Raw genomic sequence first — 23,932 nt, forward strand, 5'->3', positions numbered from 1 at the left:
GCGAATCGCTTATTCGACAAGCCGGGCCGGCCGCCTATCCTTCACCTACCCAATAGAACAGGAATAGACAGGCTGCGCGCGCATTTATCAATGCGCGCATTTGCTACAAGAATTGTGACGTTTCCTACACGCCCGAAAAGCTGATGCGACGGGTCTGGACAGGCTCGCCGCTTGCGCGGGGAAGAAACCGAGCCCAATCCTTACCTATCCGAAGAAACCGCAGGCCAGCGGGCGCAGCATCCGTTGCGACGTCCCTCGAAAAAAATTTGTCGCAGTCAGCGTCGCAGCGTTGACTCTATCGGGCGATCGCGAGGCTCGATAGTCTTTTGGATGGCTATTCGGGCTGAAAGTCGAGCGCGACGCCATTGATGCAATAGCGCAGGCCGGTCGGCGGCGGGCCATCGTTGAAGACATGCCCGAGATGGGAGCCGCAACGGCTGCAATGCACTTCCGTGCGCACCATGCCGTAGCCGCGATCGACGGTCGAGCCGAGCGCGCCGGGAAGCGGATCGAAGAAACTCGGCCACCCGGTGCCGCTTTCGAACTTCTCGCCCGAGCGAAACAACGGCTGGCCGCAGCCCGCGCAGTTGAATGCGCCGCGACGCTTTTCATGATTGAGCGCGCAGCTTCCCGGGCGTTCGGTGCCATGCCCGCGCATGACGTCATATTGCTCGGGCGTGAGAAGCGCACGCCATTCGGCGTCTGTGCGGGTTACGGGAAAGATCTCGTCGGCCATCGCCAGCGCCTTGTCTGAGATTCGTGGACTTGGGTCCTATCTTGTATCGACCGCCGCCTTTCGCCAGAGGGGCCTCGCGGGATAGAGTGGCGATCTTTCAGTGGGAAAGAAGATTCGAGAATGAGCGACAAGAAATTCGACGCCGTGGTGATCGGCTCGGGACTGGGCGGATTGACGGCGGGAGCGATGCTTGCGCATGACGGCTACAGCGTCTGTCTGCTCGAACGTAATTTCAGCCTCGGCGGCGCGGCGTCGGTTTACAAGGTCGGTCCGCTGACTGTGGAAGCCTCGCTTCATCAGACCTCCGACGCGCGCAACCCCCGCGACGTGAAGCACGACATCCTGCGCCGCCTGGGGATTCTCGATGAAATCGAATGGCTGCCCACCGGGGCGCTCTATACAGTGCGCGGCGGGCCGGTTGGCGAGGCCTTCGAACTGCCTTTCGGCTTTGCCCCCGCCTATGAGGCGCTCGCCGCCCGTTTCCCCGACAAGCGCGCCGCCATCCAAAGATTTCTCGGCGAGGTCGAGCAGATTCACGACGCGCTGTGGACCTTGAAACAGGCCCGCGAGGAAAGCTCCTTCGCCAAATTGGCGCGCGGACTCTGGGAAGTCGCGCCCGCCGCGGCCGGCTGGCAGAATTCATTGCACGAGATCATGGAGCGCGATTTCGCCGGCTGCGAGGCCCTGAAATGCGCGCTGGGCGCCAATCTCGCCTATTACGGCGACGACCCGCGCCGGCTGTGGTGGATCTATTATGCAATTGCGCAGGGCGCTTACATCGGTTCGGGGGGCGCCTATATTAAAGGCGGCTCGCGACAGTTGAGCCTGAAGCTCGCCAAGTGCATCACCAAGACGGGCGGCGTGGTGCGCATGGGCCGGCAGGTCAGCGCCATCGAGACCGATGCGGGCGGCAATGTGATCGCCATACGCCATGTCGCGCGGCGCGCCGGCGACAGCGAGGAACGCATAGAAGCGCGGGTGGCGATGGCGAATTGCGCGCCTTCGGAGGCGGCGGCGATGATGGACGCGCCAGCGCGCGCGAAAATGGAGGAGACCTTCGGGTCCCGCCGGCTTTCAACATCGCTGTTTTCGGCCAATTTCGGCTTGAGCGCGAAACCGTCCACAGTCGGCTTGACGGATTTCACGACCGTCGTGATGCCGCAAAATATGCGGCGCTTCGATCAATATGGCGATGGCGCCGGCGCGATGGCGGAAGATCCCAAGGGGGAATTGCCCCTGCATACGATCGCCAATTTCACCGCAGTCGACTCAGGTCTTTGGGACGAGCCGCCGATCCTCGTCAGCGTGCTGGGCCTCGATCGCATCGAGAACTGGCGTGATCTACCGCGCGACGCGGCGCTCGCGCGCCGCGAACGCTGGCTCGACGCCATACAGGCGTCTCTCGATCGCGACTATCCAGGCTTTTCCGGCCTGGTCACGACGCGCATGCTGCTCAACGCTTATTCGATGGCGAGCTATCTCAACACGCCGGAGGGCGCCGTGTACGGCTTTGCGGCGCTGCCCGCCGAAGCGCCGATCTTGATGGGATTTCCGCGAACGCCGCAAACGCCGATCGCCGGACTCTATCTCGCGTCGGCGTTTGGCGGCGAGCATGGCTTCAACGGCGCGATGTTATCGGGCGCCGAGGCCGCGCGGCTCGCCGAAAGGCGGCTCGCCGTCGCGACCTGATGATGCGCAAGGCGCGGATTGAGGGCGCGGCGACGCGTTGCGCCGCGCGTTGTTAGCGCTTGCGCTTTTTGCCGCCCGCCGACGCGAGGCCGAGTTCGGCTTTGCAGGCGGCGCTGATCGATCCCGCATTGGCTCTCAGGCATCGCTCGATGGCGACGGCGTCCGGAATATACGCCTCGCAGACGCGATTCGCGTCGCCTTCACAGGCCTCGCGCTGTTCGGGCGTGCCTTGAGCGAAAGCCGGCGTGAGCGCAAAAAGAGCCAGAATAGCCGATAGCCTCAGAATGATGCGCATTCAGATTGTCCTTCCTGTTGTCCGCGCTTCGAGGCGTACCGCAGGCGCGCCACTCGCCAGGCGCGCTTCCTCGAGCGACAATGGGGACGTTGATTGCATCGCGCCCGCCGGGAATCAAGTCGCATTTATCCTTCGAGGACGGACTCCTTCGCCGGCTCCGTGGAATGAACGCGCTGCGGCGCCATCTCCCCGGGCAGCCGATGGCGCGGCAAATAGAGACTGTTCGCAATCATCGTGGGCACGATCGCCGTCGCGATGATCGCGGCGACGAGCGTCGAATACTGGCTTTCATCGATGATATTGTTTGACAGGCCGAAAAGCGCCGAAATCGTGCCGAATGTGAGGCCGGAGGCCATCAGCAGCGTCGTATACATGGCGTCCTTGTGCGGCGACCCGAATCGACGCGCCACGGGATAGACGCTGACGATCTTGGTCGCCATCTCGACGGCAAGAAAGGCGGCGACGCCAAGCGGCGCGGCGAGAACGGCCGGGATGGAGACAAAATATCCGGCTCGGATGAAATAGAAGGGCGTCAGCAGGCCGATAGTCACCGCCCGAATCTTACGAATGAGCGCATGGTCGCGCCCGACGGAGCCCGCGAGCGCCATGCCGATCAGATAGGCCGGCAAGACGCCTTCGCTCCCGGCCCAGGTCGCGAGCGCGCCGAGCGCCATCAGCGCGAAGAACAGGAATTTGGTCTCGAATTCCGAAGGGCGCCCGCCGAACTTGGCAAAGATCACAGGCGTCGCCCGCGGCAATCCGACAAAGGCCGCGCCGACCGCCACGACGAACACGGCGGTCTTCCAGGTGAAGGGCGCGAATACGAGGCCGAGCGTCACGACCGTGCCGAGATCGGTGATGAAACAGGCGGCGAGAATGGTCTTGCCGAAATCGGTGCGGTTGAAACCATATTCCATCATCACCGTATAGACGACGGCGACGGAGGTGGCGGCGAGCGCGATGCCGGCAAGCAGCGCCGGCGAACTCTCCCACCCCAGCAGATAATAGGCGACCGCCCAGCAGCCGATGGCGGGCGCGAGGAAGCTCGCGGCGCCGACCGACGCAGCCTCCTTCCACTTCAGCTTGAAGACGTCGGGATCGAGTTCGGCGCCTGCGAGAAACGTCAGCGCGATGGCGCCCAATCCGGCGAGCGTTTTGACCCATGGCTCCTGAGGGCTGAAGATTTCGACGCCGACCGTCGCGGCGAAAAGCGTCCGGGCGCACATGCCGATGATAATTTCGGTCAGCGCAGTGGAGATGCGAAATCTCGCCGCGATCATCGCGGCGATGAGCGCAAGGCCAAATATGAGCGCCGCCTGAAACCAGATCCCCGTCATGCGCCTTCTCCGCTTTCCAGGCGGCTGGTATGGCGTATGGCGCCGGCCATTGACAAGCTTGCGGCGCTTTTTGGCCAAGCTGCGCTTCGTGACAAATGCGCTTTTTTGAGTGATGACTCGCACGCCGCAAATGAGGAAACTATGCGCCCGCGCTCTTCAACCGACCTGCGATCGGCTTGGCGTCCTGCGCTCCTGGCTGGAGCGCAACGGTGGTGACAGAGCAGGCGCGAATGAAAGGCTGGCGATTCCTGCTGCTCAACGTCGCGGCGGGCGCGGCGAACGTCGTCATGTTGTCGAATGTGCCGGGCTATACGGTGCTCGCGCCCTATGCCGCCGGAAGCCTCGAGGGGGTGACGCCGAGCTACGGCACATGGGCGACGACCGACCATATGGTCGGCATCGCGCTCGGCCTTCCTTTGTCGCGGTGGCTTTCCGGGCGGCTTGGCGACTATCGCGTGCTGGTCGGCGCCCTTGTCGCCTACGCGGCCGTTTCCTTGATGTGCGCGGCGAGCGAGACGATCTGGTTTTTCGCGCCGATGCGCTTTCTGCTCGGCCTGATTGGCGGTGTCGCCCTTCCGCTCGCGCAATCCGTGACGCTTGGGCAATATCGGGATGATCAGCGCACGCTCGGCGTCGGCTTTTGGGGCGTCATGAGCATGGCGCCCTTCACCATTGGCGTCTTCATGGGCGGCTTCTGGGCCGAATATTTCAACTGGCGCTGGCTGTTTTATTCCAACGTTTTGGTCGCGCTGCCCGCGGCGGCCGTTATCTGGGCGCTGTTCTACCGGCGCGACGTTCAGCGCCGCGTGACGCGCTTCGACACGATCGGTTTCATTCTGCTCGCGACGGTGTTGCTCTGCGTGCAGACGATTCTCAACATGGGCAATGATTTCGACTGGTTCGCCTCGCCCGTGCTCGCATGGCTGCTTCTGGTCGTTCTCCTCGCTTTGCCGATGTTCATCTTCTGGGAGTTCGGCGAGCGGCGGCCCGCCCTCGACCTGCGGCTGTTTCTGCACCGTAATTTCGCGATCGCGACCTTCTGCTCGCTGATCGGCTTTCTGATCATTCAGGGCCTGCTGTCGGTGTTCATCGTGCAGCTGCAGGTGCTGCTCGGCTACACGTCTTCACTCGCCGGCATGGTCTATCTGGCCATGATTTTCCTGGCGATGGCCGCCGCCGCCGTTGTGCATGAGATCACGAGAAACGTCGACGCGCGACTCATCATTTTCCTCAATTTCATTGGCCTCGCGGTGACCTTTGTGTGGCTCGGCCATTACGACAAGAGCGCCTCTTTCGATAATGTCACGACGCCAATGTTCTTCTTCGGCTTTTCCCTCGCGATGTTCTTTGCGCCGCTCGCGACGCTCGCCATGACCGGACTCGCCGGCGAACGACTGATCCGCGCCGCGGAGGAGCTCGCGATGCTGCGCACGGTGTTCGGCGCCATGGGAATCACGCTGCTCGGCGTTCTCTTTTTCCGCCGCACGCCCTTCCATCAGCTCGACCTCGCCGATCATTTCGGCGGACGCCGCTTCGCCTCGCTCGACCTGCTCGCCTCGTTCCTCGAGCGCATGCAGGCGATGGGCATGTCGCCGAATGCCGCCCGCAGCCGGGCGGCGCAGCTCATCCGCCAACAGGCGGGGATCCTGGCGCTCAACGACGCCTTTCTGTTCGGCGCGATGACGTTCATCTTGCTGGCGGGGATCATCTGGCTCGCCTCCCCGAGCTACGCGTCCAAGAAACGCAGCCAGACGCTCACCCGGCTTACGGCCGAGGAGCTGATGGAGCAGCCGTAAGATCCGGCGCAAAAGATCGAAACTGCCCTCATCAGCTTTAACGCAGCGGTTCGCTTCATTCACGCACGCCTCGCGTAAAGATTAGCTCTGGATTGGGAACACAGCGCAGCTTCAATCGTTACAGTTTTGAATTTTTCCTTCGAAAGCGCCCGTGGTTCATCGCACATTGATCGCCGTCTCCGCGCGCATGGCTGCATGCATTGTTCCTCCGGGCAGCAGCGCGGATATCGGAGCTGTGCGCGCTCTCAACCGCTGCGCGAAACCTCAGGACCGCCTTCGATGATGGGCCCGCTCGCGCCGCTGGTTCCCCATTTCCTGGCGTTCCACGTCCTAACCCTTGCGCTGTGGTGCGCGGGCCTCATCGCCTTGCCGCTGATGCTGTCGCACCACGACCCGGCGCTCAGCCAGTCGGACTATGTGCGAATCCGGCGCTATACGCATTTCGCCTATACGCTTGGCGTGACGCCTGCCGCGGTTCTGGCGGTGGCCTCGGGGACAGCGCTCGTCTTTCTGCGCGACGCGTTCACGCCATGGATGTTCTTGAAGCTCGTCTTCGTCGGCGCTTTGGTCCTCACCCATGGCTGGGTCGGGCACACGGTCACATCGATGGGGGAAACCCAAGGGCTTCATCAGCCGCCGCATCCCGTCCTGCAGCCGGTCGCGGCGTTTATCCCGATCCTCGCGATCCTGTTTCTCGTGCTCGACAAGCCTGACTTCAGCGAGCTTCGCTTTCCGCACTGGCTCTCGCAGCCGCAGGGCGGTCAGCTCCCCTTTTTGGCACCCAGCCGATAGTCGAAGACGAGCTTGCCGCCATGCCATCCGGTCACCGACACCATGATCACGCAAAAGATCGACAAAAGAAGTCCGTAGGGCAGCACGACGGCTTCGTAGTCGTACAGCCTATAGCCCCAATTCACGCCGAGAAGAGCGAGCAGCAATACGGCAAGAATGAAATGCGACCAGGCCGCGGTCCTGGCGCGTATGCCGGCGACGAGCAGCAATTCCGCGGCTCCCGACAGCCCCGCCACAAGGCCGAGCAGGAAACCTCCGCCCGCGGACCATACGCCGGCGCGCGCCCAGAAGACGTCGCCGGTCCACCAGTAAAGGAGATCGGCGCCAAGCAGGGTGAATGTCAGCGCGATCGGAAAGGCGACGGACATCGCGTGAATCGGATGGCCAAGCACCGCCACTCGAGATTCGGTGTCGTAAAACTCTGGAAGCTGTTCGATCGGATCAATGAAGCTTCGCTTCTTACCGTTTCGTTTGTTCGCCACCGGCGTTCCTCCGCGCGTCGTCTCGTCCTCTTAACGCCTCTAGCGGTCGCTGGTTGCGCCGGCGGTCTATCAACAGTCGATCCGGCGGGCCCGGCCGCCGCTCGAATCGCCACGCTGTGGTGGACGATGTTGACGGGGTCAGCGGCGATATTCGCCCTGGTGATGCTCCTGCTGCTGATCGCCTATCGCCGAACGCCCGCTCCCCATCAGAGCGAGCGTCGGCAGGAGCGCTTTTGGCTGTATGGCCTCGGCCTCGCCTTCCCGCTCGTCACCCTGGCCGCGCTTCTGATTTATGGGCTGGTTCTGGGGGAAACGCTTCTTCCCAAAGCTAACGAAAACGTCGTGACCGTGCGCGCAGAGGCGCGTCAGTGGTCATGGAGCTTCGGCTATGCTGACGCCGCCGGACGCACGCAGTGCGTTCTGCACATCCCGGCCGGCCGGCCCGTCGAGGTCGAGATCACCTCGCTCGACGTGGTCCACAGTTTTTGGGCCCCTCGGCTCGCCGGCAAGCTCGACGCCATTCCGGGGCAGGTGAATGTGCTGAGGATCGAAGCCGCGGCGCCGGGAGAATATCACGGAGTCGGCGCGGAATTCAGCGGCCCCGGATATAGCGGCGACGCCTTCACCGTGATCGCGCATGATCCGGCGAGCTGGGCGGCCTTTCTCGGGCGCGCAAAAGAATGAACGCGCTCGCGCGCCATCGCGCCCTCAGCAGAATCTGGTCTTCGCAGCCCGGCTGGAGAGGCGTCATTTCGACGGTCAATCACAGCGATATCGGCAGAATGTTTCTTCTTGTCGCGACGCTCTTCTTTCTGATCGGCGGCGTCCTCGCAATGTTGATCCGAACGCAGCTCGCCACGCCGCATTCGGCGTTCGTCGCGCCCGCGATCTACGATCAGATCTTCACGATGCATGGAACAGTCATGATGTTCCTCTTCGCGATTCCGCTGCTCGAAGGCGCGGCCGTCTATCTGCTGCCGAAGCTGCTGGGCACGCGCGATCTCGCCTATCCGCGCCTCTCGGCCTATGGCTTCTGGTGTTACGTGTTCGGCGGGTTGATGCTGGTCTTCGCCTTGCTGGCCGGCCTTGCGCCAGACAGCGGCTGGTTCATGTATCCGCCGCTGTCTTCGAGCGCGCATTCGCCCGGCGTCAACGCCGACTTTTGGCTCATCGGCGTCACCTTCGTCGAAGTGTCAGCCATCGCCGCGGCCGTCGAGATTTGCGTCTCGATCCTGAAGTTTCGCGCGCCGGGCATGTCGCTGGACCTCATGCCGATCTTCGCCTGGTATGCGCTCGTCACCGCGCTGATGATCCTGATGGGCTTTCCGCCGCTGATCCTTGGCTCCATTCTGCTGGAACTGGAACGCGCCTTCGGCTTTCCCTTTTTCGAATCCGCGCTCGGCGGAAGTCCCCTGCTCTGGCAGCACCTCTTCTGGCTCTTCGGCCATCCGGAAGTCTACATCATCTTCCTGCCCGCCGCCGGCGTCATCTCCACAGTCCTTCCGGTGATGGCGCGCACAACGCTGCTTGGTTATCGATGGGTCGTGGCGGCGGCCGTCGCGCTGGCGTTCCTGAGCTTCGGGCTCTGGGTGCACCACATGTTCGCGACAGGCATTCCGCATATGGGACTGGCGTTCTTCTCGGCCGCCTCGACGCTCGTCGCGGTTCCCACAGGCATCCAAATTTTCGCCTGGCTCGGCACGCTATGGAAAGGGTGGCCGCGGCTCACGCTACCGATGCTCTACATCATCGGCTTTTTCTTCACCTTCGTGATTGGCGGCCTGACGGGGGTCATGGTGGCGATCGTGCCGTTTGACTGGCAGGCGCATGACACGGCCTTCATCACCGCGCATCTGCATTATGTGCTGTTTGGCGGATTCGTCTTTCCGATGCTCGCAGGGCTGTATTACTGGCTTCCCCAGCTCACCGGCCGCAAGCGCTTCTTTCGAATCGGCGAGATGGCCTTTTGGCTCATTTTTCTCGGTTTCAACGGCGCCTTCTTGGCGATGCACTGGGTCGGCCTTCTCGGCCAGCGACGGCGGATCGCCTGGTATCCTGAGGACGCCGGCTGGACCGCAATCAATCTGTTTTCTTCGATCAGCAGCTTCGTCATGGCGATCGGCGTCGCGATGGTGGTTTTCGACATTGCGCTGCATGCGCTTCTCGCGATCCAAGGTTCGCGCAATCCCTGGGACGCCGGAACGCTCGAATGGGCGATGCCGACGCCCCCTGCCCCGTATAACTTCGCCAGCATACCGATCGTCCGCAGTCGTGAACCGCTGGCGGCGGACCCAGCCATCGGGGATCAAATCGCCCGCGGCGAATATTTTCTTGGCGAGCCGCGCGGAGACTTGCGCGAGACGTTGACCGTCGACGCGGCGAGCGGCAGGCCTGAAGCTCTGGTCATCTTCCCCGGCAATTCGACGCTGCCCATCACGCTTGCGGCGGCCACGGGAGCGGCGTTCCTCGCCGCGCTGATTAGAGCCTATTGGATCGTTCCGCTCGCCTTGTTGCTCGTCGTCGGCCTTTCGCTGCGCTGGGGCTGGTCGCAAGACGCGGCTGCGTATCCTGGACTTCAGAATGTCGGGCGCGCGACGCTTCTGCCCCAGGCCATCGAGACTGATCGGTCTCCCGGCTGGTGGGGATCGGTCTTCCTGCTTGTCGCGGACACGGTTCTCTTTGGCTCTCTCTTCTTCGGATATGCATTTCTTTGGACCGTCGGACCCAATTGGCCGCCGCCCCAATGGCTGTCGCTCTCCGTTCTTGAACTGGCCCTCGGTCTCATCGGCGCAGCAGTGGAGGTCATCGGCATACGCCTCGCGGGGCGCGCCGTTTCCCGCAGTTCGCCGTCCTCACACGGCACTCTCCTCGCCCTGGCCGGCGCCGCAATGACAATGGCGGCGCTTGCGATGGCGCTAACGCGCGCAGGCCAACTGACGGACTACGCCTATGGCGCGACGATTTTCGTGATGATCGCCTATGCGTTCATTCATGCGGCGATCGCGGCGATCATGATTTGCTCGCTCGCATATCGAACCTTGCGCGGCGGCGCGTCGTGTCCCCGAACATCGAACGTCAACATTGTGCGCCTCTGGACCGATTATGCCGCCTTTGTCGCCGCAACCAGCCTCATCGCGACGCAATTCTCGAGCTATCTCACATGAAGGACGTCGTTCGGATCGTCATCGCCATGCTCGTGTGGCTCGCCTTGTTCAGCGCCCTCTATGGGCTGGAGGGTGTGGGCTGCGCGGCAGGCTGGCATCGCATCCCGGTCAATGGCGCGACGCTCTTCCACGCCGCCATGACGCTTGTGTTTTTCGTCGCGCTTTTGATTCTCGTCGCAGTTCTCGTCGCGCTACGCTCGCCGCGCTTTCGCTCCGCCTCTCCCTTTGTCGCGCACATCAGCATCATTCTCGCCGTCGCGGCTCTCGTCGCGGGCGCATGGACTCTGTTTCCGGCCTTGGCGCTTTCACATTGCGCATGAGGGCTTCAGGCCGAACGCTCAGGCGCGGCGCGGCCTTTTACGGAAAACGCTCCAGCGGCTGGTCGGCGCGAACATAGAGCGGATGGCGCGGCGCGCCGCGCTGCGTCCTGCCGAGGCAGGCGAGACTCGCGCCCGAGGCGTGAAACATTCGCAGCGCGCCGTCAATTCGATCTTGTCGGGCCAGCGCGCCCCACGCGCAAACGATGGGGAGCGACTGATCGACCGCTTGCGCGGCGAGGCCAGCGAGCGTTTGCAAATTCTCCGGACCGAGCGGATCGCGCGCCGACCACAGCGCCTCAGGCGAGGGCGCGCGCAGCGCATAAAGATTGGCGACGATGAGTCCGCCCGCGCCTTCACGCCGCGCGAAGCCGATGCAGCGGCGAATTGTCGGATCGTCCTCTTTAGCGTCGGCCGTCGATGGATTGAGCATGACGAAGGGCAAATTCGGCGCATCGCTCCATTTGCGCGTGAGACTGTAGCGATACGCGCCGCACTTTGAGATGACGGCGGCTCTCTCAATCTCGCACGCTACGCCGGAGAGGCGAGGCATTGAGCTGACCCTTCGGCGCTCTGTTCCGGCGTCGGCGCTTTCAAATGTAGCGAATGATCTTACGATCGTCATTGCATCGAAGTCCGACTAATAAATCGGCCGAAACCGGAACATATCTGCAGCACGGCGGTTATTCATTTGTCTTGACCGTGGCGATGGCCACGTAGCGATCTTCACAAGGAGGAAGTTTTCATGAGTTCGACCAGCGATAAACTTAAAGGCGCCCTGAATGAAGCGACAGGGTCTGCGAAGCAGGCGGCCGGAAAGGTGATCGACTCTCCCCAACTGGAAGGCGAGGGCGTGTTGCAGGAAATGAAGGGGAAGGGCCAGACGGCGCTCGGAGAGGCCAAGGACGCCATTGCCGATGCGCTTGATGCCGCGGCGACCAAGGCGAAGGAAGTCGCCAAAAACGCCAAGGACGCCGTTCACAAGGCTACCGAATAAGAGATGCCGCTCGCGAGCCTCCCTCTCCTTACGAGGGGGAGGTTCGCCGTGCGGCGCTTAATGGTGGGCGGCACAGGGATTGAACCTGTGACCCCTCCCGTGTGAAGGGAGCGCCCTATCGTTGATGGCGGTTGTGGCGGGTGGATTTCAACCAAGAATGCACTGCTTTTCCATAATTCTGAATTGCGATGCTTGGATTTAGATTGCTGGGATTTGCGGTCATGTGGTAGCTATCTGGTTGCTAATCGCTCTTAGCTACCATGGCTTTGCTTCCATGCTGACCATTAAAACCATCGCGACGATCCCAATGGGCAAAACCCTTTGGGATGACGGCAAAGGCGCAGTTGCTGGCTTCGGCGCTCGGCGGCAAAGAGGCGACGCCGTCACCTATGTGCTCAAATACCGGACTCAGGACGGACGCCAGCGCTGGTTGACCATTGGGCGGCATGGTTCACCTTGGACGCCGGACCTCGCGCGCGCCGAGGCGCGGCGGCTTCTCGTCGACGTGGCGAAGGGCGGCGATCCGGCGATGGAAAAGCGGCAAGGCCGTAAGGCCGCGACCGTCGCGCAACTCTGCGACGAATATCTTGCGGCAGCGAAGGCCGGACGCCTGCTCACGCGACGCGGCGTCATGAAGAAACCCGCCACTCTGGACGGTGACAGGGGCAGGATCGAGCGCCACATCAAGCCCTTGCTCGGCGATCTCAAGGTCGCTGCGGTTTCCCGCCAAGATATAGAGCACTTCAACAATCAAGTGAGTGAAGGCGCGACTGCAACGCGGATTAAGACCGGCAAGCACGGGCTCGCGATCGTGACGGGCGGACGCGGGACCGCGACTCGCGCCATGGGGTTGCTCGGCGCGATCTTTAATTACGCCGTCCGGCAAGGGCTCCGCCCGGACAATCCAGCTGTAGGCGTCGCGCGCCATGCCTATGCGGAACGCCAGCGGCGCGCCTCGGATGCTGAATTCGCCGCACTCGGCGAGGCTCTTCGCACCATGCCGCCGACGACATGGCCGGCTGCGGTCGCCGCCGCGAAGTTTCTCGCGCTTACTGGCTGGCGGCGCGGCGAAGCGCTCGCGCTCCGATGGTCGGAAGTCGATTTGGTGACGCGGACGGGGCGGCTCCCGGACACAAAGACGGGCTTTTCACTGCGCCCACTCTCCCATGCGGCATGCGACGTGTTGCACGATCTCCCGCGCCTCGGCGCGCTTGTGTTTCCGGCTTCCGTGGGAATCGACAAGCATATGAGCGGATTCCGCAAGGTTTGGGTCCGCATTGCCGCGAAGGCTGGACTTTCTGACGACGTGACGCCGCATGTGTTGCGGCACTCGTTTGCCTCGATCGCGGCGGACCTGGGATACAGCGAGCTGACGATTGCCGCGATAATCGGACACCGCAAGGCGACGATGACGAGCAAGTATGCCCATCATGCCGACGCGGTGCTGCTGGCAGCCGCGGATGCAGTTGCGAGCAAGATTTCCGAATTGATGGGAGACGCGCAGCCTGCGGGCGTCGTCGTCCCCCTCAGAGGAACGAGAGATTAAGCGAGATGCGTGGGGATAGCGCGACGGCGCGACAAGCGAGACTAAGCCCCCTCGCTTCCCCACGCACCTTTGGGGCGCTTCGCGAGGGCTCGCGATGGGTGGATTGAACGACCGACCTCCAAATGCCGCTGGCACCATTCTGGGCCGCAAAAAAACGCCCGAAGACATCGAGTTCGAGAAGGAGCGGGCCGAACGGGAAGCCGCGCTCACCCGCGACGTGCAGCAGCGTCGTGCTCACTTGGAGGAAATACGCGCCCTCATATTCGAGAATAGCAAATGGGCGCTCAGTTCAAAGTCCGTCAATCAAAAAGAGAAAGCCGAGCTGCAAAAAAACCGCGGACAGCTAAACGAAACCTTGCAGCTGCTTGACAAGCTATTGAGCGTTTCGACGCCCGCCAGGCAGGCAGATGTCCTTTACTTCGCCGGAGAATTGCTTCGGTGCGGCATCGCGCTGGGGCGCTTCACTAAAGCCGAAAAGAAAACCCCAAAATATGGTCCGGCCTTTGTAGCGACGATCAATATCGTCAAGAAGCAGCTCAGGCGCGGCGAAACGCTCCATACCATCCGTGAGCTTCAGAAGCTCAGGCCGGATATTTTCGGGCGCACTGAAAAAGACGCGCGTGCCTTGAAGGCACGCTATTACGAGGCCAGGAAGGTGTACGGCAATATTGATGGATAGCGTACACAAATCGACGCTGCTCTGGCGAGAAGTTGAAGACTTTCACGCTCCGGGATGAGAAATAGATTGCCGCAAACTCGAACAAGAGGCGGCATAATGCTACTGGGCAATTCAAAGAACGAACTCTCTGCAATCATTGCTGCGCTTGAAGCGCTACTTAGTCGCGACACGATCCTGTCGCGTCGGCAACTCGCAGAAAAGTCGGAGCAGGCGAACGTCCCCGTCGCCGAGAGTTCATTAGCGACGATGGCTTCGCGAGGATCGGGCCCGAAATTCACCAAATACGGGAACCGCTCCCTGTATCGGTGGGGCGATTATGTCGACTGGGTGGCCAGCAAGTCGACGGTGGCGCGCTCCACCTCCGAACATCGTGCGAAGGCCGCTACGTAGCAATGGCACTTGAAACGGCGAGGGCCGCAACCGCGCGATGCGGAAGCGACCCTTGGGAATGTCACAGCCTGGCGGGCGTCGACGGTTCCAAAAATAGCACCTCCGGCCTCAATCTCAAAGAGCTTCCGAGCCGCGCGACGCTCGCCCGCCGGTGGCCGGGGCTACGCATCAATCGTCTGACGTGGCGGTGGCGCGACGACGCGACCGGCGCAGGGGGCGATAATTTTCAATCGCTGCTCTCGTACATCGGGGCGAGCGCATGACCGCACGCCCCGCCCTCTCCATCCCCAGCGCCGGCGCACAGTGCCGTCAGCACATCGCCGAACTCGCCGGCGTCATCGGCGCCAGCGCCGAGATTATCGCTCGCTATGCAGAACTCGGCGACGATGTCGGGCTCGAATACCAACTGCGGCGATTGATCCTGCATGTTCGGGCCGCGACCCAGACGTTCAAAGACCTTGCCGAGTTTGAGAACGCGCGCCGCGCGGAAAGCGAGGCTGCGTGAGCGATCAATCGCAACAGCGCTTGGCACCGCCGGAAACGTCCGATGGCTTCAATCCTGAAATCGCCCGTCTCGCGGCGCTTGATCCAATCGCTTATGACCGCGAGCGCCTCGCCGCGGCCGAGGAGCTAGGCTGTCGCGTCTCGACACTCGATAGCCTGGTCGCCAAAGCGCGCGCTGAAGCCGACGAGCATAAGCAGGTCGACCTTTGCGCGGACGTTGATCCTTGCGCCGAGCCCATCGACGTGGGCGAACTGCTCGATGACATTGATGCAACGATCCGGCGCTTTATCATTTGCGACGACTCGACGAGGACGGCCGCAGTATTATGGATTGCGTTCACTTGGATCATCGAGCACGCCCAAGTCTCGCCGCTCGCCATTATCACGGCGCCAGAAAAGGGATGCGGGAAGTCGCAGCTCTTGGACGTGGTCGGCCGCCTGTCCAAGCGCCCACTATTCGCGTCGAATATCTCGCCGGCCGCGACATTCCGCGTCATCGAAGCAAAGACGCCGACTTTGCTCATTGACGAGGCTGACGCCTTTTTCAAAGAGAACGAGGAATTGCGCGGCATTATCAACAGCGGCCACACTCGCACGTCGGCCTATGTCATCCGCACAGTAGGCGACGACTTCGAAGTCAAACAGTTTTCCACATGGGGCGCGAAGGCGATTGCCGGCATTGGGCGGTTGCCCGAAACCGTCATGTCGCGCGGGATTATCCTGGCGCTGCGTCGGAAGTTGAAAAGCGAAACAGTAGAGCGGCTGCGTCACGCCAAGCACGGCTTGTTCGATGCGCTCGCCGGGCGTCTGGCGCGCTTCGGACATGACTACGGAGCCGCTATCGCTCGCGCGAGGCCGCAACTGCCGGAAGCGTTAGGCGATCGCGAACAGGACAATTGGGAACATCTACTGGCCATCGCCGACCTGGCCGGAGGCTCGTGGCCGCAGGAAGTGCGGCGCGCCGCGCTGATGATGTGCTGCGCCAATGATCGTGAAGACCTATCTCTCGGCGAGCAACTGCTTCACTCGATACGAGACGCGTTTGGCCAGGACGTGGCGGACAAGCTGTCGCGCGAAGAACTTCTACGTCGTCTTGTCGCCGACGAGGAAGGACCATGGGCGACTTGGAACAAAGGCAAGCCAATGTCGGCGGCCCAGTTCCGGAAGCGTCTCGCCGCCTATGCGATCAAGACAAAGAAGGTCCGTCTCGACACCTACACGACGGCGCAGGGATTCGAGCGCCGGCAATTCGAGGACGCTTGGAGTCGTTATCTTGATGGCGAGGACCATGCTTCCACTGGGAGCACCCCTCAGAAACAGAACAATGGAACATCGCAGGAAACCGAGGCGTCTGGGCGTTCGGAGGCCGTTCCGGTTCCAGTTCGAGAATCGGAACATGCCGACTCCGCCGTCAATTCGTCGCCTGTTCCAAAATCAAAGTGGAACGGGAACGCGAACGGAACGGCGAAAAAGACGGAAAACTTGGATTGTTCCAATGTTCCAGTTCCGACCCCCACCTCTGGAGAAGACACGCCTCATGAAATCGAGGTGGAGCTGTGAGCGCCGCCCGTCTTCTCAAAGAGGCCCGAGCCGCGGGCCTGTCCATTTCCGTCTCGCCCGCCGGCAAGCTCGCCTGCCGCGGTCCAGCGGAAACATTGGAGCGTCTCAAGCCCGCGCTCGCCGAATGCCGTGACGAGCTGATTGAGGAACTGCGCTCCGAAGTCACGGCGGCATACGATCCCGAGCGTCTCCAGCGCGACGCCGATCGACAAAATGCCAGAGCCGCTCGCGAGGGATTAACCGATCGCTTCTGCCGCTGCGGCCATTTGGCGGAATTCGCCTGGCTCGGCGATGACGGTCGCGACGTTTGGATATGCGGCGAGTGTCTGCCGACAAGGGGGCGCGCATGAGCCGCCGCCGCCTCCCCAACCGCCGCGCGGGCGAAACCATCGGCTTTGAATTTCGCGGCGCTGCCTATACCGCGACCTTCTCCCACTTCCCCGATGGAAGGCTCGCAGAAATTTTTATCGACGCTGCAAAGCCATCAAACGACGCCGCGGATGATGCTCGCGATGCTGCGGTGGCAATGTCGATAGCCTTGCAGCATGGGACACCGCTTGAGGCAATCCGGGCTGCTCTGACGCGCGACGGCGCGGGACGGCCCGCCGGGATCTTGGGGGCCGCTCTTGATGCGATCGCGGAGGGCGCGCCGCAATGACCAACATCCTCGGAATCGACATTGGCGCGAAGGGCGCGCTTGCGCTGCTCTCGCCGACCGGCGAACTGATCGAAGTCGCCGATATGCCAATCCTGCGCGACGGCCCCGCTAATCGTCCGAACGTGAATGCGCCGCTTCTGGCGAGCATCGTGCGCCGCTGGCAGGCGTCGCAGGCATTCGTCGAATACGTCGGCGCGCGGCCCAAGGAAGGCCCTACAGGGGCTTTTGCCTTCGGGCGGTCCAAAGGCGTCATCGAAGGCGTTTGCGCTTCTGCTGGCCTCCCTGTGGCTTTCCTCACGCCATGCGCTTGGAAACGCGCGGTGGGCATTCCGCCGGGCAAGGATGGCGCGAAGGACGCGGCTCGCTCGGAAGCCATCCGACGATGGCCTGGCAAGGCTGACTTGTTCGCGCGCGTCAAAGACGATGGGCGGGCGGAGGCGGCGCTGATCGCTGTTGCCGGCCTATTGCGAGAGGCGAGGGCTGCGGCGTGACCGGCTCTCCGCAAGTCCTAATCCCCTATGACAGACGCGAAGCGATCGCGCTGCGGCAAGCCGCTCAAGTCGCCGGCCGATCGGAATCAACCCTCCGCAGTTGGTGTCAGACCCATTACATCGGCCGTCGCGTGGCGGGCGGTCCCTGGATGGTAAGCCGCGTGGCGTTGGCGATGTTTCTAGACGACGACGCTCGCGCGCTGCGCGCCTATCTTGCTGGCGATCGCGTGAGCGAATTGGTGAAAACCTATTTCCGGCGCGCGGGTCTATGCCACATGCAACAAATTCCGCAGCAGCAACAGAACTCGCAACAAGCGCAGTAGCTCTGTAGCGCGCTTCGCATCGAGCGGCGCATCGTCGCGCCATGCAGACGGGAACTGTCTCACGTCCAAAGAACGGCGCCCGGTTCATCGAAACCGTGCGGGCGCGCGCGCCGAGGGGATTCGCGGAAGCCGTAAAGCGAGCGGCGGAAGCCAATCAGCTATCGACAAGCGAATTTGTACGCCGCGCCCTCGCAGGCGCGATTGAGCCAACGGCTCTCCCGGCTAAGCCCGCGAAGAACACATCAGAACACGCGTCGCTGAACTCTCTAAGCATCGGAAAAATCCAATGATGAAAACGACGCGGACTCTCGCGGCGCTGCTCTTTTGCGCCATTACGTCTTTGGCGAATGCGCAAACGTATACGGGCCTGACATGGGGGCTGGATCGCACGTCAACGCCTTACGGAATTGGGATCAATCTCAACGGCGTTTGGTACCAGTTCGCCACCATCACCAGCGCTGGCGTGAGCAATCTTCCGAAGTTGAACGCCGCAAACGTTTGGACTGCCACCAACACTTGGACTGCCACCAACACTTGGGGCTCCCCGCTCGCGACCACAATCAATACAAAGGGGGAGGTCACAGACACCAGCACCATCATCGCTTCGTTGCAGCGGTTTTTCGAAGGCGATTTCTACGGCACGCCGACGATCGGCAAAGTGCATCGCATGAACCGGTTATTCGTCGGCGAGGCAGCGCTATCGAGCGGCGGCGCCGGCTACGCTGGGCTTAACCCGCCGTATTCTTGGATTGAGCAGTATGTCCCTCGGGCAAACTCAGTGGCTTCATTGGCTGTTGGCACGCCTATGGGAGCGCTTGCCATCACCGGCTATGCGCGAACCAGTGATTATAGGACATGGACGGGAACGCCGACTGCCGGGGCGGAAGGCGGCGTGTTTATCGGCGTCAACGACGATGCGAACGGCATTGCGGTTGGCGTGGACGTTCGCGCCATCAGAGCCGCAAAGGGAGAAGGTATCGCAACAAACCAGTTTGATGCGATAAACCTACGTCCGACGTTCCAAACCCTTCGCCCCTATGCAGCGCTGAACACCGTATCGGCCGGTCTGATTTATCCGCTCTTGCTGACGACGGGCGTGGCTAATGGCGGGTCCGGCACGGTCACAATCTCGATTGCCTCTCCCGGCATTATCACGCATGTCGGGCATAATCGAAAAAATGACGACACGGTCAAAATCACAACAACCGGGGCTCTGCCGACTGGCCTGACGGCGAGCACTACTACCTACTACATCGTCAACAAGACAGATGACACTTATCAGGTGTCGGCGACGCCCGGCGGCGCGGCGATCAATACGAGCGGGTCGCAGTCCGGCGTGCACACCGCTACCTACAATGTGCCGCATGAAATCACGGCGTTCGGTTTCATGGCCGGGGGCGTCGGCGCTGGGCTGCCTGCAACCGCGATTGCCCAAAAGGGCATCGTTATGCTCGACGGGGCGATCGATAAGACCTATGGGCTGTCCACCGGCGGCGTGTTTGCTGAGCTGCCAGAATTTGCCGCCATTCAATGGATGAAACCTGACGGCACGTCTTCAATCGGTCTTTGGGGCGACCCGTCCGGCAATTTGCTTGTTTCCAGTTCGCCCTTTTATTCAGGCGGGAATGTCACTGCGGCCACCAATCTTATTGGCCGGAACATCATTTCCGGTAGCGCCGTCCCGGTCGCTTCGTCGTGCGGCACAACCCCTGCCGTAGATGCGAACTCAACCAACATCAGCGGCAATTTCACTACAGGCACGGGCTCGCCGACCGCCTGCACGCTCACCTTCGCCAATGCCTATCCGACAGCGGCGTCATGTGTCGTAACGGCAGCGAATGCTGCTGCGGTTGGAACGACTGTGCGCGTCTCGGCTCCCGCGTCGGCATCCTTCACCATCACGCTTGGCGCTGGCACCAGCTCGGCGAGCTTCAATTACGTCTGCTTGGGCAAGTAAGGGGCTGGAATGAGCGAAGTTCGATCTGCCATGCTCGACGCCAACCAAATCGCGACCGCTTTGACTTGCGTCTTGGATGCAAGTTTGTCCGCCGTCGACCCGAGCGGCGCTGCGCTTCGCCGGGCTCACTACAACCTTCGCGAAGGGCTTCGCCTCGCCGAAGAAATGAACGCGGCAGACAACGACGCCGCATCTATCATTCGCGAAGTCGTCGCCTCAATTTCAGAAAGCGAGCAACATGACTGACACGCCCGCCCTGCTTCAACGTCGCTTCCAGCTCGCGGAGCATACGCGCACGATTTACTTCGTGACCGTCGAGCAGCTCGTAAAGCCCGAGGACGTGCTGAAGCCGGACTTTTGGCGGCATGTCGCCTCGCAGCTGCGGCCCTATGACGAAATCATCGTCGCCACGGATTCCTGCGAGTGGCGCATGCAGCTTCTCGTCTGCGATGTTTGGCACTGTGGCGCACGCGTCGTCGAGTTGAGCCGCTTCGATATGAGCGGGCAAGAGGAAGAGGACCAAACTGTCGGCGACGACCTTCGCGTCAAATGGCGTGGGCCCGTCAACAAATGGTGCGTCGTCAGAACGGATGGCGTCATTCTGCGGGGCGGCCTCGACAACAAGAACGTGGCGATGGAAACGCTCGCCGCCATCGCCCAAGAACGGGCGGCGATAGGCAACTAATGGCTGGCCGCCCTTCAAAATACGAAGAACGCTTCTGCGATGAGATGGAAGCGTTCATGGCGCAGGGATATTCCGCAACAGCGTTTGCGGGACACATCGGAGTCAGCCGCTCCACAATCGACAATTGGGCAAAGGAATATCCAGAATTTCTGGAAGCGCTCAATCGCGCGAAGGCGAAACGTCTCCTGGAATGGGAGAAGATCGGCCTGAAAGTCGCCCGCGAGGGTGGCACTGGCGGCCAATCGACCATGATTACCTTTGGCCTGAAAAACATGGGCGGCTGCGAGTGGTTCGATAAGCAACAGCTCGAGCACTCAGGCAAGGACGGCGGGCCGATCGAAACCGTCGAGCTATCTCCGCTGGAGGCGGCAAGGCGGATCATATTTGCGCTTGAGAAGGGGCTGAGGGAGCAGCAAGGGAAATGAGCGGGATTGAGGCGGCGATGGCAGGGGTAAGCGCAGCGGGGACGCTTCTCGGCGGCTATGGCGAATATCGATCTGGTATGGATAGCGCCGCCGCGCTCGATGCCTCGCGCCCTTACGACATTATCAATGCTGCCAATAAATCGCAGGGATTGAAATACGCCGCGGATACGGCTCTTGCCGGCTCTCAGCGCCAAGCGCTCGCTAAGGCGCAGGACAAGGACCTGTTGCTTTCAAAGTCGCGCGCGCTGGCCGCAGCGTCTGGCGGCGGGGCCAACGACACGACGGTCATCAATCAAGAGGCGCTGATCGAGCGGCAAGGCGAATTCTACAAGGCGTTGGAGATGTTCGGCGGACTGGAGCAGTCCAACCAGCTCAATTACGAGTCTCAGAACGCCCTGCTCCAAGGCGTCAACACTTACAACGCCAAGGGCGTCGCGGTCAGCAGGGCGCGCAGCGCGGCACGGATGCAGGCGGCGGGGACGCTGCTCTCCAGCGCTGGCGCGGGCTTGTACAAATATCGACGCAGCCTCCCATTCGGCCCGTCCGATACGGATGTCGCTATTGCCGAAGGCTACCGGGATGCGGCCAAGGTGCGGGCGGACTATGCGGCAAGCGCATTGCGTCGCCGCTCGGGTCGTCAATGGTGAGAAAGCCAAAGAAGCCGCCGCCGCCGTTCCAGAGCGCCGAATCTAAAGAGGCGTTCCGGCAAGCCCTTCGATCCGCCTTCGCGGCGAACCGGGCGCTTCTCGACTTTACCGAAAGCGTCCTGCACGACAAGCCCATTGTGGAGCCTCTGGACGCGATCCAGAAGGCGGCTGCGGCCGCGCGTGATGCTGAAACGGCCTGGGCTTACTTCCTGCGGCTCTCTCACAAAAGCTTTCCAGATAAGGTGAGCCTTAACTGAGCGTCGAGTGTCGGTCTGCGACGACGTGCCTAATTGAAATTCGGTGCGCCTGCGCGCACAAATTCGCGCATGATCCGCGCACCGATTGCGAACGCCGTGATCGCATCCATTGTCGTCGCCGAGATTTTGGGCGGCATGATGCTGTTGCTTGGGCACTGACCACCTGCCATTGCATTTGCAGCATGGGCGTTCCTTCGCAAGGCGAATTGCCGTCAGCGTGCCTTCAACAAAAGCCTTCGCAGCACTGCCGCGCAGGCTATCGAGCGAAATGGCGTTGCTCTTTGCGCCATTCCCAAGGCGCTTGAGTATGTCCTGCCCACATGCCGCGACGATTGTTCTTGGCCTCCTGCTCCGCACCGATGTAGTCCGACGAATAGCGGCGATATGCGAAGGCCTGGCCGCTTCTGACCAACCAAAGCCCTACATCCTCGCCCCGGACCCGACAGGCAGCGACGGTCCGCCCATAGCGGTCAACATCCTTCTCTCCACACGACACGGGCGACTGTCCGATAAATTTGTCCAGAGCCATCGCAGCGTTCTGTCCGCAGCGGTAGGGTTGGTTCGCGGCGTCGAAACATGGCTGCCCCTTCTCAGGCGCATCAACCCCATGGAGGCGGATGCGCTGTCCCTGAATTTCGATTGTATCGCCGTCTATGACCGACGCTCGCCCCACGATGTCAGCCAAGCAGATGCCAGGGAACAATACGAAGGCTGTAATTATGAGCAGGCACGTCGTCATGCCGATTTGTGGCCCTTCATGAAAGCGCAGTGTAAAAACGCTTATCGGACGTTACGAGCGCGGTTGCTAGACCAAGGGCCATATCGGCGACCTTATGAGCACTCCGAGGGACGGATCTAGAAAGATCGAAAGCCTTCGCATCCCGTCCTGCGGACAATTCAGAGAAGCAAAACCGCTGCTGTGCTCGATGAGATGGGGATTACGATGGGGGCTCGTTTATCCAAAGCTTGGGCAGCAGCGCGAGGGCTGCTTTATCTGAGTATCTTTTTGACAATCTGGATTGGAGCTTGGTTGATAGGCAATCAGGGTCGAGTTTTTGAAGAGAAGGCCTTCGTCGATGATGACCGCCTCGCGGACGTGATGCGCGGAAGAGTGGGCTACATTGACGAGAATGGAATCGTCTACACGACAGAAGGCAACGTTGGTGGCGTGATCGGATTTTTTTGCGGCGTGTTGATCACCGCCGGGATCGTCAGTTTCGTTGAAAATCGCCTCGGAAACGGTGGTTGATCGCAGGCGTGCGTTCCCGCGATCGTTCGTCCTGGTCTTCCCGGTCGTCATTATCGCCTTTCGCCCGGCCGGTTTGCCACCACGCGCAGACAACAAAAATATTGGCGAGATTTCAACCGTAAGGCGTCATCAGCCACGTAACCGCCTCGGACCCGCAGTAAGCGCGGGGAGGCGAGGAACGTCGACGTTAGGCGCTCCTTTCAACTATGCGATTAGATGATCCGCAACGCATAAAGAAGATGCCCAATCCAATGCGTGCGAGTCTGCATCTTGTTTAGACATTCTTCGCGATTGATTCGCTCTACTGGGTTCTTGATGTCATAGTCGCTGCAGAATCCCACGAAATTTGCGTAGCGATAATTTTCAAGGCGCACGACCGTTGAACCGAGCACGACAACAGCGACAAAAAGTATGCCAATAGCGGAATAGAGAAATAGTTTCATTTCCCTCGTCCCTTCTTTTTCAACCGAACCCCCGGCCCGCCGCCGTTTCGGCGATGAACTCGAAGCCGGCTCGCCCATGACCTCTCGCAACGGCCTTTGCCAACCGGATCGTCAATGCCGCCGCAAAAACGGCCCGCCACTCTATGTAAGGTGACGGGCCGCCTGAGGCTTGAGGCTGCGGCACCCCAAGTCCACGCAACAATAGATCTAGTTTTTTGGCGATTGAGCAAGCCGCCAGAAAACTGGAACAGTTCTCGATTACGAATGCTTGCCACGCCATCTCTGTTGCGAATAATTCGCGAGAGGGAGAACTAAGGCCGTGAGTGAATGGAACAGCGCGGAACCACCTGAGAATGATGCCGTTGTGTACGTGCTCGCTGAGGATCACCGCGGCGAATATCCGGTTCCGTTCCCAGTCGTTTTCCATGACGATCGTTGGTGGAACGCCCACACTGGGGAAGAACTCGACGCCTATGTCGCGGCATGGCGTCCGCAGGAATAGAACGACGGTTC

The 23,932-nt window shown here is 61.4% G+C and carries 31 protein-coding genes; 24 read left to right on the forward strand and 7 right to left on the reverse strand.

The genetic code is table 11. The features are described 5' to 3' along the window. Positions 1-334: 334 nt before the first annotated feature. Positions 335-736 (reverse strand): peptide-methionine (R)-S-oxide reductase MsrB, encoded by a 402-nt coding sequence (gene msrB / locus A3OO_RS0100630; RefSeq protein ID WP_018405896.1) that lies wholly within the window; start codon positions 734-736, stop codon positions 335-337. A 120-nt stretch (positions 737-856) separates the two neighbouring features. Here msrB and A3OO_RS0100635 point away from each other — a divergent pair, with 120 nt between their 5' ends. After that, the gene (locus A3OO_RS0100635; RefSeq protein ID WP_018405897.1) at positions 857-2,425 is read left to right on the forward strand and encodes a phytoene desaturase family protein; all 1,569 of its coding nucleotides are present in this window, start codon (positions 857-859) and stop codon (positions 2,423-2,425) included. Positions 2,426-2,477: 52 nt separating this feature from the next. Here the strand turns inward: A3OO_RS0100635 and A3OO_RS0100640 are convergent, their stop codons facing one another. Continuing rightward, complete coding sequence (locus tag A3OO_RS0100640; protein WP_018405898.1) at positions 2,478-2,720, reverse strand: hypothetical protein; 243 nt, start codon at positions 2,718-2,720, stop codon at positions 2,478-2,480. A 125-nt stretch (positions 2,721-2,845) separates the two neighbouring features. Next, on the reverse strand, positions 2,846-4,057 hold the full coding sequence (locus A3OO_RS0100645; protein ID WP_018405899.1) for a cation:proton antiporter: 1,212 nt from the start codon (positions 4,055-4,057) through the stop codon (positions 2,846-2,848). 209 nt (positions 4,058-4,266) lie between these two features. Between A3OO_RS0100645 and A3OO_RS0100655 the strand changes: the two genes are divergently transcribed. Beyond that, positions 4,267-5,853, forward strand: coding sequence for an MFS transporter (locus A3OO_RS0100655; RefSeq protein WP_245257066.1), 1,587 nt, complete (start codon positions 4,267-4,269; stop codon positions 5,851-5,853). A gap of 279 nt (positions 5,854-6,132) precedes the next feature. Next, positions 6,133-6,645, forward strand: a complete 513-nt coding sequence (locus tag A3OO_RS0100660) for a CopD family protein (RefSeq protein WP_026222564.1) — start codon at positions 6,133-6,135, stop codon at positions 6,643-6,645. On the opposite strand, the gene A3OO_RS0100665 is transcribed toward A3OO_RS0100660, so the two are convergent. Then, a complete protein-coding gene (locus A3OO_RS0100665; protein WP_018405903.1) occupies positions 6,615-7,127 on the reverse strand; it encodes a DUF2231 domain-containing protein in 513 nt (170 codons plus the stop codon). The genes A3OO_RS0100660 and A3OO_RS0100665 overlap by 31 nt on opposite strands. Before the next feature lie 126 nt (positions 7,128-7,253). On the opposite strand from A3OO_RS0100665, the gene A3OO_RS0100670 reads away from it, so the two are divergent. From A3OO_RS0100670 to A3OO_RS0100680, 3 genes are read left to right on the forward strand one after another with little or no spacing between them, the layout of a single operon-like run. Next, positions 7,254-7,811 carry a cytochrome c oxidase subunit II gene (locus A3OO_RS0100670; RefSeq protein ID WP_018405904.1) on the forward strand — a complete coding sequence of 186 codons (558 nt, stop codon included), beginning with the start codon at positions 7,254-7,256 and terminating at the stop codon, positions 7,809-7,811. Continuing rightward, positions 7,808-10,291, forward strand: a complete 2,484-nt coding sequence (gene ctaD / locus A3OO_RS0100675) for a cytochrome c oxidase subunit I (RefSeq protein ID WP_018405905.1) — start codon at positions 7,808-7,810, stop codon at positions 10,289-10,291. Before A3OO_RS0100670 ends, ctaD begins: the two co-directional genes overlap by 4 nt. Next, the gene (locus A3OO_RS0100680) at positions 10,288-10,611 is read left to right on the forward strand and encodes a hypothetical protein (RefSeq protein WP_018405906.1); all 324 of its coding nucleotides are present in this window, start codon (positions 10,288-10,290) and stop codon (positions 10,609-10,611) included. The genes ctaD and A3OO_RS0100680 overlap by 4 nt, the downstream gene beginning before the upstream one ends. Before the next feature lie 37 nt (positions 10,612-10,648). Here A3OO_RS0100680 and A3OO_RS0100685 read toward each other — a convergent pair whose 3' ends face one another. After that, a complete protein-coding gene (locus A3OO_RS0100685) occupies positions 10,649-11,161 on the reverse strand; it encodes a DUF1643 domain-containing protein (protein ID WP_018405907.1) in 513 nt (170 codons plus the stop codon). 192 nt (positions 11,162-11,353) lie between these two features. Between A3OO_RS0100685 and A3OO_RS20900 the strand changes: the two genes are divergently transcribed. The 16 genes from A3OO_RS20900 to A3OO_RS0100775 all read left to right on the forward strand — a co-directional run bounded on the left by A3OO_RS20900 (position 11,354) and on the right by A3OO_RS0100775 (position 21,727). Then, positions 11,354-11,605, forward strand: a complete 252-nt coding sequence (locus tag A3OO_RS20900; protein WP_018405908.1) for a CsbD family protein — start codon at positions 11,354-11,356, stop codon at positions 11,603-11,605. Positions 11,606-11,879: 274 nt separating this feature from the next. After that, positions 11,880-13,151, forward strand: a complete 1,272-nt coding sequence (locus A3OO_RS20905) for a tyrosine-type recombinase/integrase (RefSeq protein ID WP_018405909.1) — start codon at positions 11,880-11,882, stop codon at positions 13,149-13,151. Between the two features lie 94 nt (positions 13,152-13,245). Further along, on the forward strand, positions 13,246-13,830 hold the full coding sequence (locus A3OO_RS0100700) for a hypothetical protein (protein ID WP_198008727.1): 585 nt from the start codon (positions 13,246-13,248) through the stop codon (positions 13,828-13,830). A 96-nt stretch (positions 13,831-13,926) separates the two neighbouring features. Then, a complete protein-coding gene (locus A3OO_RS20910) occupies positions 13,927-14,220 on the forward strand; it encodes a hypothetical protein (protein ID WP_018405911.1) in 294 nt (97 codons plus the stop codon). 259 nt (positions 14,221-14,479) lie between these two features. Continuing rightward, positions 14,480-14,725: a hypothetical protein gene (locus tag A3OO_RS0100715; protein ID WP_018405913.1), complete on the forward strand. Its 246-nt coding sequence runs from the start codon at positions 14,480-14,482 to the stop codon at positions 14,723-14,725. Continuing rightward, a complete protein-coding gene (locus A3OO_RS20915) occupies positions 14,722-16,284 on the forward strand; it encodes a DUF3631 domain-containing protein (RefSeq protein ID WP_018405914.1) in 1,563 nt (520 codons plus the stop codon). The genes A3OO_RS0100715 and A3OO_RS20915 overlap by 4 nt, the downstream gene beginning before the upstream one ends. After that, positions 16,281-16,634 carry a hypothetical protein gene (locus A3OO_RS0100725; RefSeq protein WP_018405915.1) on the forward strand — a complete coding sequence of 118 codons (354 nt, stop codon included), beginning with the start codon at positions 16,281-16,283 and terminating at the stop codon, positions 16,632-16,634. The genes A3OO_RS20915 and A3OO_RS0100725 overlap by 4 nt, the downstream gene beginning before the upstream one ends. Further along, positions 16,631-16,942, forward strand: coding sequence for a hypothetical protein (locus tag A3OO_RS0100730; RefSeq protein WP_018405916.1), 312 nt, complete (start codon positions 16,631-16,633; stop codon positions 16,940-16,942). Before A3OO_RS0100725 ends, A3OO_RS0100730 begins: the two co-directional genes overlap by 4 nt. Continuing rightward, positions 16,939-17,433: a RuvC family protein gene (locus A3OO_RS0100735; protein WP_018405917.1), complete on the forward strand. Its 495-nt coding sequence runs from the start codon at positions 16,939-16,941 to the stop codon at positions 17,431-17,433. Before A3OO_RS0100730 ends, A3OO_RS0100735 begins: the two co-directional genes overlap by 4 nt. 173 nt (positions 17,434-17,606) lie before the next feature. Continuing rightward, a complete protein-coding gene (locus tag A3OO_RS24140; RefSeq protein ID WP_245257067.1) occupies positions 17,607-17,756 on the forward strand; it encodes a hypothetical protein in 150 nt (49 codons plus the stop codon). A 286-nt stretch (positions 17,757-18,042) separates the two neighbouring features. Next, complete coding sequence (locus A3OO_RS22490; protein ID WP_018405920.1) at positions 18,043-19,713, forward strand: hypothetical protein; 1,671 nt, start codon at positions 18,043-18,045, stop codon at positions 19,711-19,713. Between the two features lie 30 nt (positions 19,714-19,743). Beyond that, positions 19,744-19,959: a hypothetical protein gene (locus tag A3OO_RS0100755; RefSeq protein WP_018405921.1), complete on the forward strand. Its 216-nt coding sequence runs from the start codon at positions 19,744-19,746 to the stop codon at positions 19,957-19,959. After that, positions 19,952-20,398, forward strand: a complete 447-nt coding sequence (locus A3OO_RS0100760) for a hypothetical protein (RefSeq protein ID WP_018405922.1) — start codon at positions 19,952-19,954, stop codon at positions 20,396-20,398. The genes A3OO_RS0100755 and A3OO_RS0100760 overlap by 8 nt, the downstream gene beginning before the upstream one ends. Further along, positions 20,398-20,823 carry a hypothetical protein gene (locus tag A3OO_RS0100765; protein WP_018405923.1) on the forward strand — a complete coding sequence of 142 codons (426 nt, stop codon included), beginning with the start codon at positions 20,398-20,400 and terminating at the stop codon, positions 20,821-20,823. The genes A3OO_RS0100760 and A3OO_RS0100765 overlap by 1 nt, the downstream gene beginning before the upstream one ends. After that, positions 20,820-21,470, forward strand: coding sequence for a hypothetical protein (locus A3OO_RS0100770; RefSeq protein ID WP_018405924.1), 651 nt, complete (start codon positions 20,820-20,822; stop codon positions 21,468-21,470). Before A3OO_RS0100765 ends, A3OO_RS0100770 begins: the two co-directional genes overlap by 4 nt. Further along, on the forward strand, positions 21,464-21,727 hold the full coding sequence (locus A3OO_RS0100775) for a hypothetical protein (protein ID WP_018405925.1): 264 nt from the start codon (positions 21,464-21,466) through the stop codon (positions 21,725-21,727). The genes A3OO_RS0100770 and A3OO_RS0100775 overlap by 7 nt, the downstream gene beginning before the upstream one ends. A 256-nt stretch (positions 21,728-21,983) precedes the next feature. On the opposite strand, the gene A3OO_RS0100785 is transcribed toward A3OO_RS0100775, so the two are convergent. Then, complete coding sequence (locus A3OO_RS0100785) at positions 21,984-22,466, reverse strand: thermonuclease family protein (RefSeq protein WP_018405927.1); 483 nt, start codon at positions 22,464-22,466, stop codon at positions 21,984-21,986. A 180-nt stretch (positions 22,467-22,646) separates the two neighbouring features. On the opposite strand from A3OO_RS0100785, the gene A3OO_RS0100790 reads away from it, so the two are divergent. Beyond that, positions 22,647-22,976 (forward strand): hypothetical protein, encoded by a 330-nt coding sequence (locus A3OO_RS0100790; RefSeq protein ID WP_156824715.1) that lies wholly within the window; start codon positions 22,647-22,649, stop codon positions 22,974-22,976. A gap of 212 nt (positions 22,977-23,188) precedes the next feature. Here A3OO_RS0100790 and A3OO_RS0100795 read toward each other — a convergent pair whose 3' ends face one another. Then, positions 23,189-23,419 carry a hypothetical protein gene (locus A3OO_RS0100795; RefSeq protein ID WP_018405929.1) on the reverse strand — a complete coding sequence of 77 codons (231 nt, stop codon included), beginning with the start codon at positions 23,417-23,419 and terminating at the stop codon, positions 23,189-23,191. Positions 23,420-23,783: 364 nt separating this feature from the next. Here A3OO_RS0100795 and A3OO_RS23365 point away from each other — a divergent pair, with 364 nt between their 5' ends. Then, positions 23,784-23,921 carry a hypothetical protein gene (locus A3OO_RS23365; RefSeq protein ID WP_156824716.1) on the forward strand — a complete coding sequence of 46 codons (138 nt, stop codon included), beginning with the start codon at positions 23,784-23,786 and terminating at the stop codon, positions 23,919-23,921. Positions 23,922-23,932: the final 11 nt, after the last annotated feature.

The sequence above is a fragment of the Methylocystis rosea SV97 genome (assembly GCF_000372845.1).
Classification (GTDB): domain Bacteria; phylum Pseudomonadota; class Alphaproteobacteria; order Rhizobiales; family Beijerinckiaceae; genus Methylocystis; species Methylocystis rosea.

Coding starts and splice junctions, on each gene's coding strand:
- msrB (WP_018405896.1), bottom strand. CDS start 736: ATGGCCGACGAGATCTTTCCCGTAACCCGCACAGACGCCGAATGGCGT.
- A3OO_RS0100635 (WP_018405897.1), top strand. CDS start 857: ATGAGCGACAAGAAATTCGACGCCGTGGTGATCGGCTCGGGACTGGGC.
- A3OO_RS0100640 (WP_018405898.1), bottom strand. CDS start 2,720: ATGCGCATCATTCTGAGGCTATCGGCTATTCTGGCTCTTTTTGCGCTC.
- A3OO_RS0100645 (WP_018405899.1), bottom strand. CDS start 4,057: ATGACGGGGATCTGGTTTCAGGCGGCGCTCATATTTGGCCTTGCGCTC.
- A3OO_RS0100660 (WP_026222564.1), top strand. CDS start 6,133: ATGATGGGCCCGCTCGCGCCGCTGGTTCCCCATTTCCTGGCGTTCCAC.
- A3OO_RS0100670 (WP_018405904.1), top strand. CDS start 7,254: ATGTTGACGGGGTCAGCGGCGATATTCGCCCTGGTGATGCTCCTGCTG.
- ctaD (WP_018405905.1), top strand. CDS start 7,808: ATGAACGCGCTCGCGCGCCATCGCGCCCTCAGCAGAATCTGGTCTTCG.
- A3OO_RS0100680 (WP_018405906.1), top strand. CDS start 10,288: ATGAAGGACGTCGTTCGGATCGTCATCGCCATGCTCGTGTGGCTCGCC.
- A3OO_RS0100685 (WP_018405907.1), bottom strand. CDS start 11,161: ATGCCTCGCCTCTCCGGCGTAGCGTGCGAGATTGAGAGAGCCGCCGTC.
- A3OO_RS20900 (WP_018405908.1), top strand. CDS start 11,354: ATGAGTTCGACCAGCGATAAACTTAAAGGCGCCCTGAATGAAGCGACA.
- A3OO_RS20905 (WP_018405909.1), top strand. CDS start 11,880: ATGCTGACCATTAAAACCATCGCGACGATCCCAATGGGCAAAACCCTT.
- A3OO_RS0100700 (WP_198008727.1), top strand. CDS start 13,246: ATGGGTGGATTGAACGACCGACCTCCAAATGCCGCTGGCACCATTCTG.
- A3OO_RS20910 (WP_018405911.1), top strand. CDS start 13,927: ATGCTACTGGGCAATTCAAAGAACGAACTCTCTGCAATCATTGCTGCG.
- A3OO_RS0100715 (WP_018405913.1), top strand. CDS start 14,480: ATGACCGCACGCCCCGCCCTCTCCATCCCCAGCGCCGGCGCACAGTGC.
- A3OO_RS0100730 (WP_018405916.1), top strand. CDS start 16,631: ATGAGCCGCCGCCGCCTCCCCAACCGCCGCGCGGGCGAAACCATCGGC.
- A3OO_RS0100735 (WP_018405917.1), top strand. CDS start 16,939: ATGACCAACATCCTCGGAATCGACATTGGCGCGAAGGGCGCGCTTGCG.
- A3OO_RS24140 (WP_245257067.1), top strand. CDS start 17,607: ATGTTTCTAGACGACGACGCTCGCGCGCTGCGCGCCTATCTTGCTGGC.
- A3OO_RS22490 (WP_018405920.1), top strand. CDS start 18,043: ATGATGAAAACGACGCGGACTCTCGCGGCGCTGCTCTTTTGCGCCATT.
- A3OO_RS0100755 (WP_018405921.1), top strand. CDS start 19,744: ATGCTCGACGCCAACCAAATCGCGACCGCTTTGACTTGCGTCTTGGAT.
- A3OO_RS0100760 (WP_018405922.1), top strand. CDS start 19,952: ATGACTGACACGCCCGCCCTGCTTCAACGTCGCTTCCAGCTCGCGGAG.
- A3OO_RS0100765 (WP_018405923.1), top strand. CDS start 20,398: ATGGCTGGCCGCCCTTCAAAATACGAAGAACGCTTCTGCGATGAGATG.
- A3OO_RS0100770 (WP_018405924.1), top strand. CDS start 20,820: ATGAGCGGGATTGAGGCGGCGATGGCAGGGGTAAGCGCAGCGGGGACG.
- A3OO_RS0100775 (WP_018405925.1), top strand. CDS start 21,464: ATGGTGAGAAAGCCAAAGAAGCCGCCGCCGCCGTTCCAGAGCGCCGAA.
- A3OO_RS0100785 (WP_018405927.1), bottom strand. CDS start 22,466: ATGACGACGTGCCTGCTCATAATTACAGCCTTCGTATTGTTCCCTGGC.
- A3OO_RS0100795 (WP_018405929.1), bottom strand. CDS start 23,419: ATGAAACTATTTCTCTATTCCGCTATTGGCATACTTTTTGTCGCTGTT.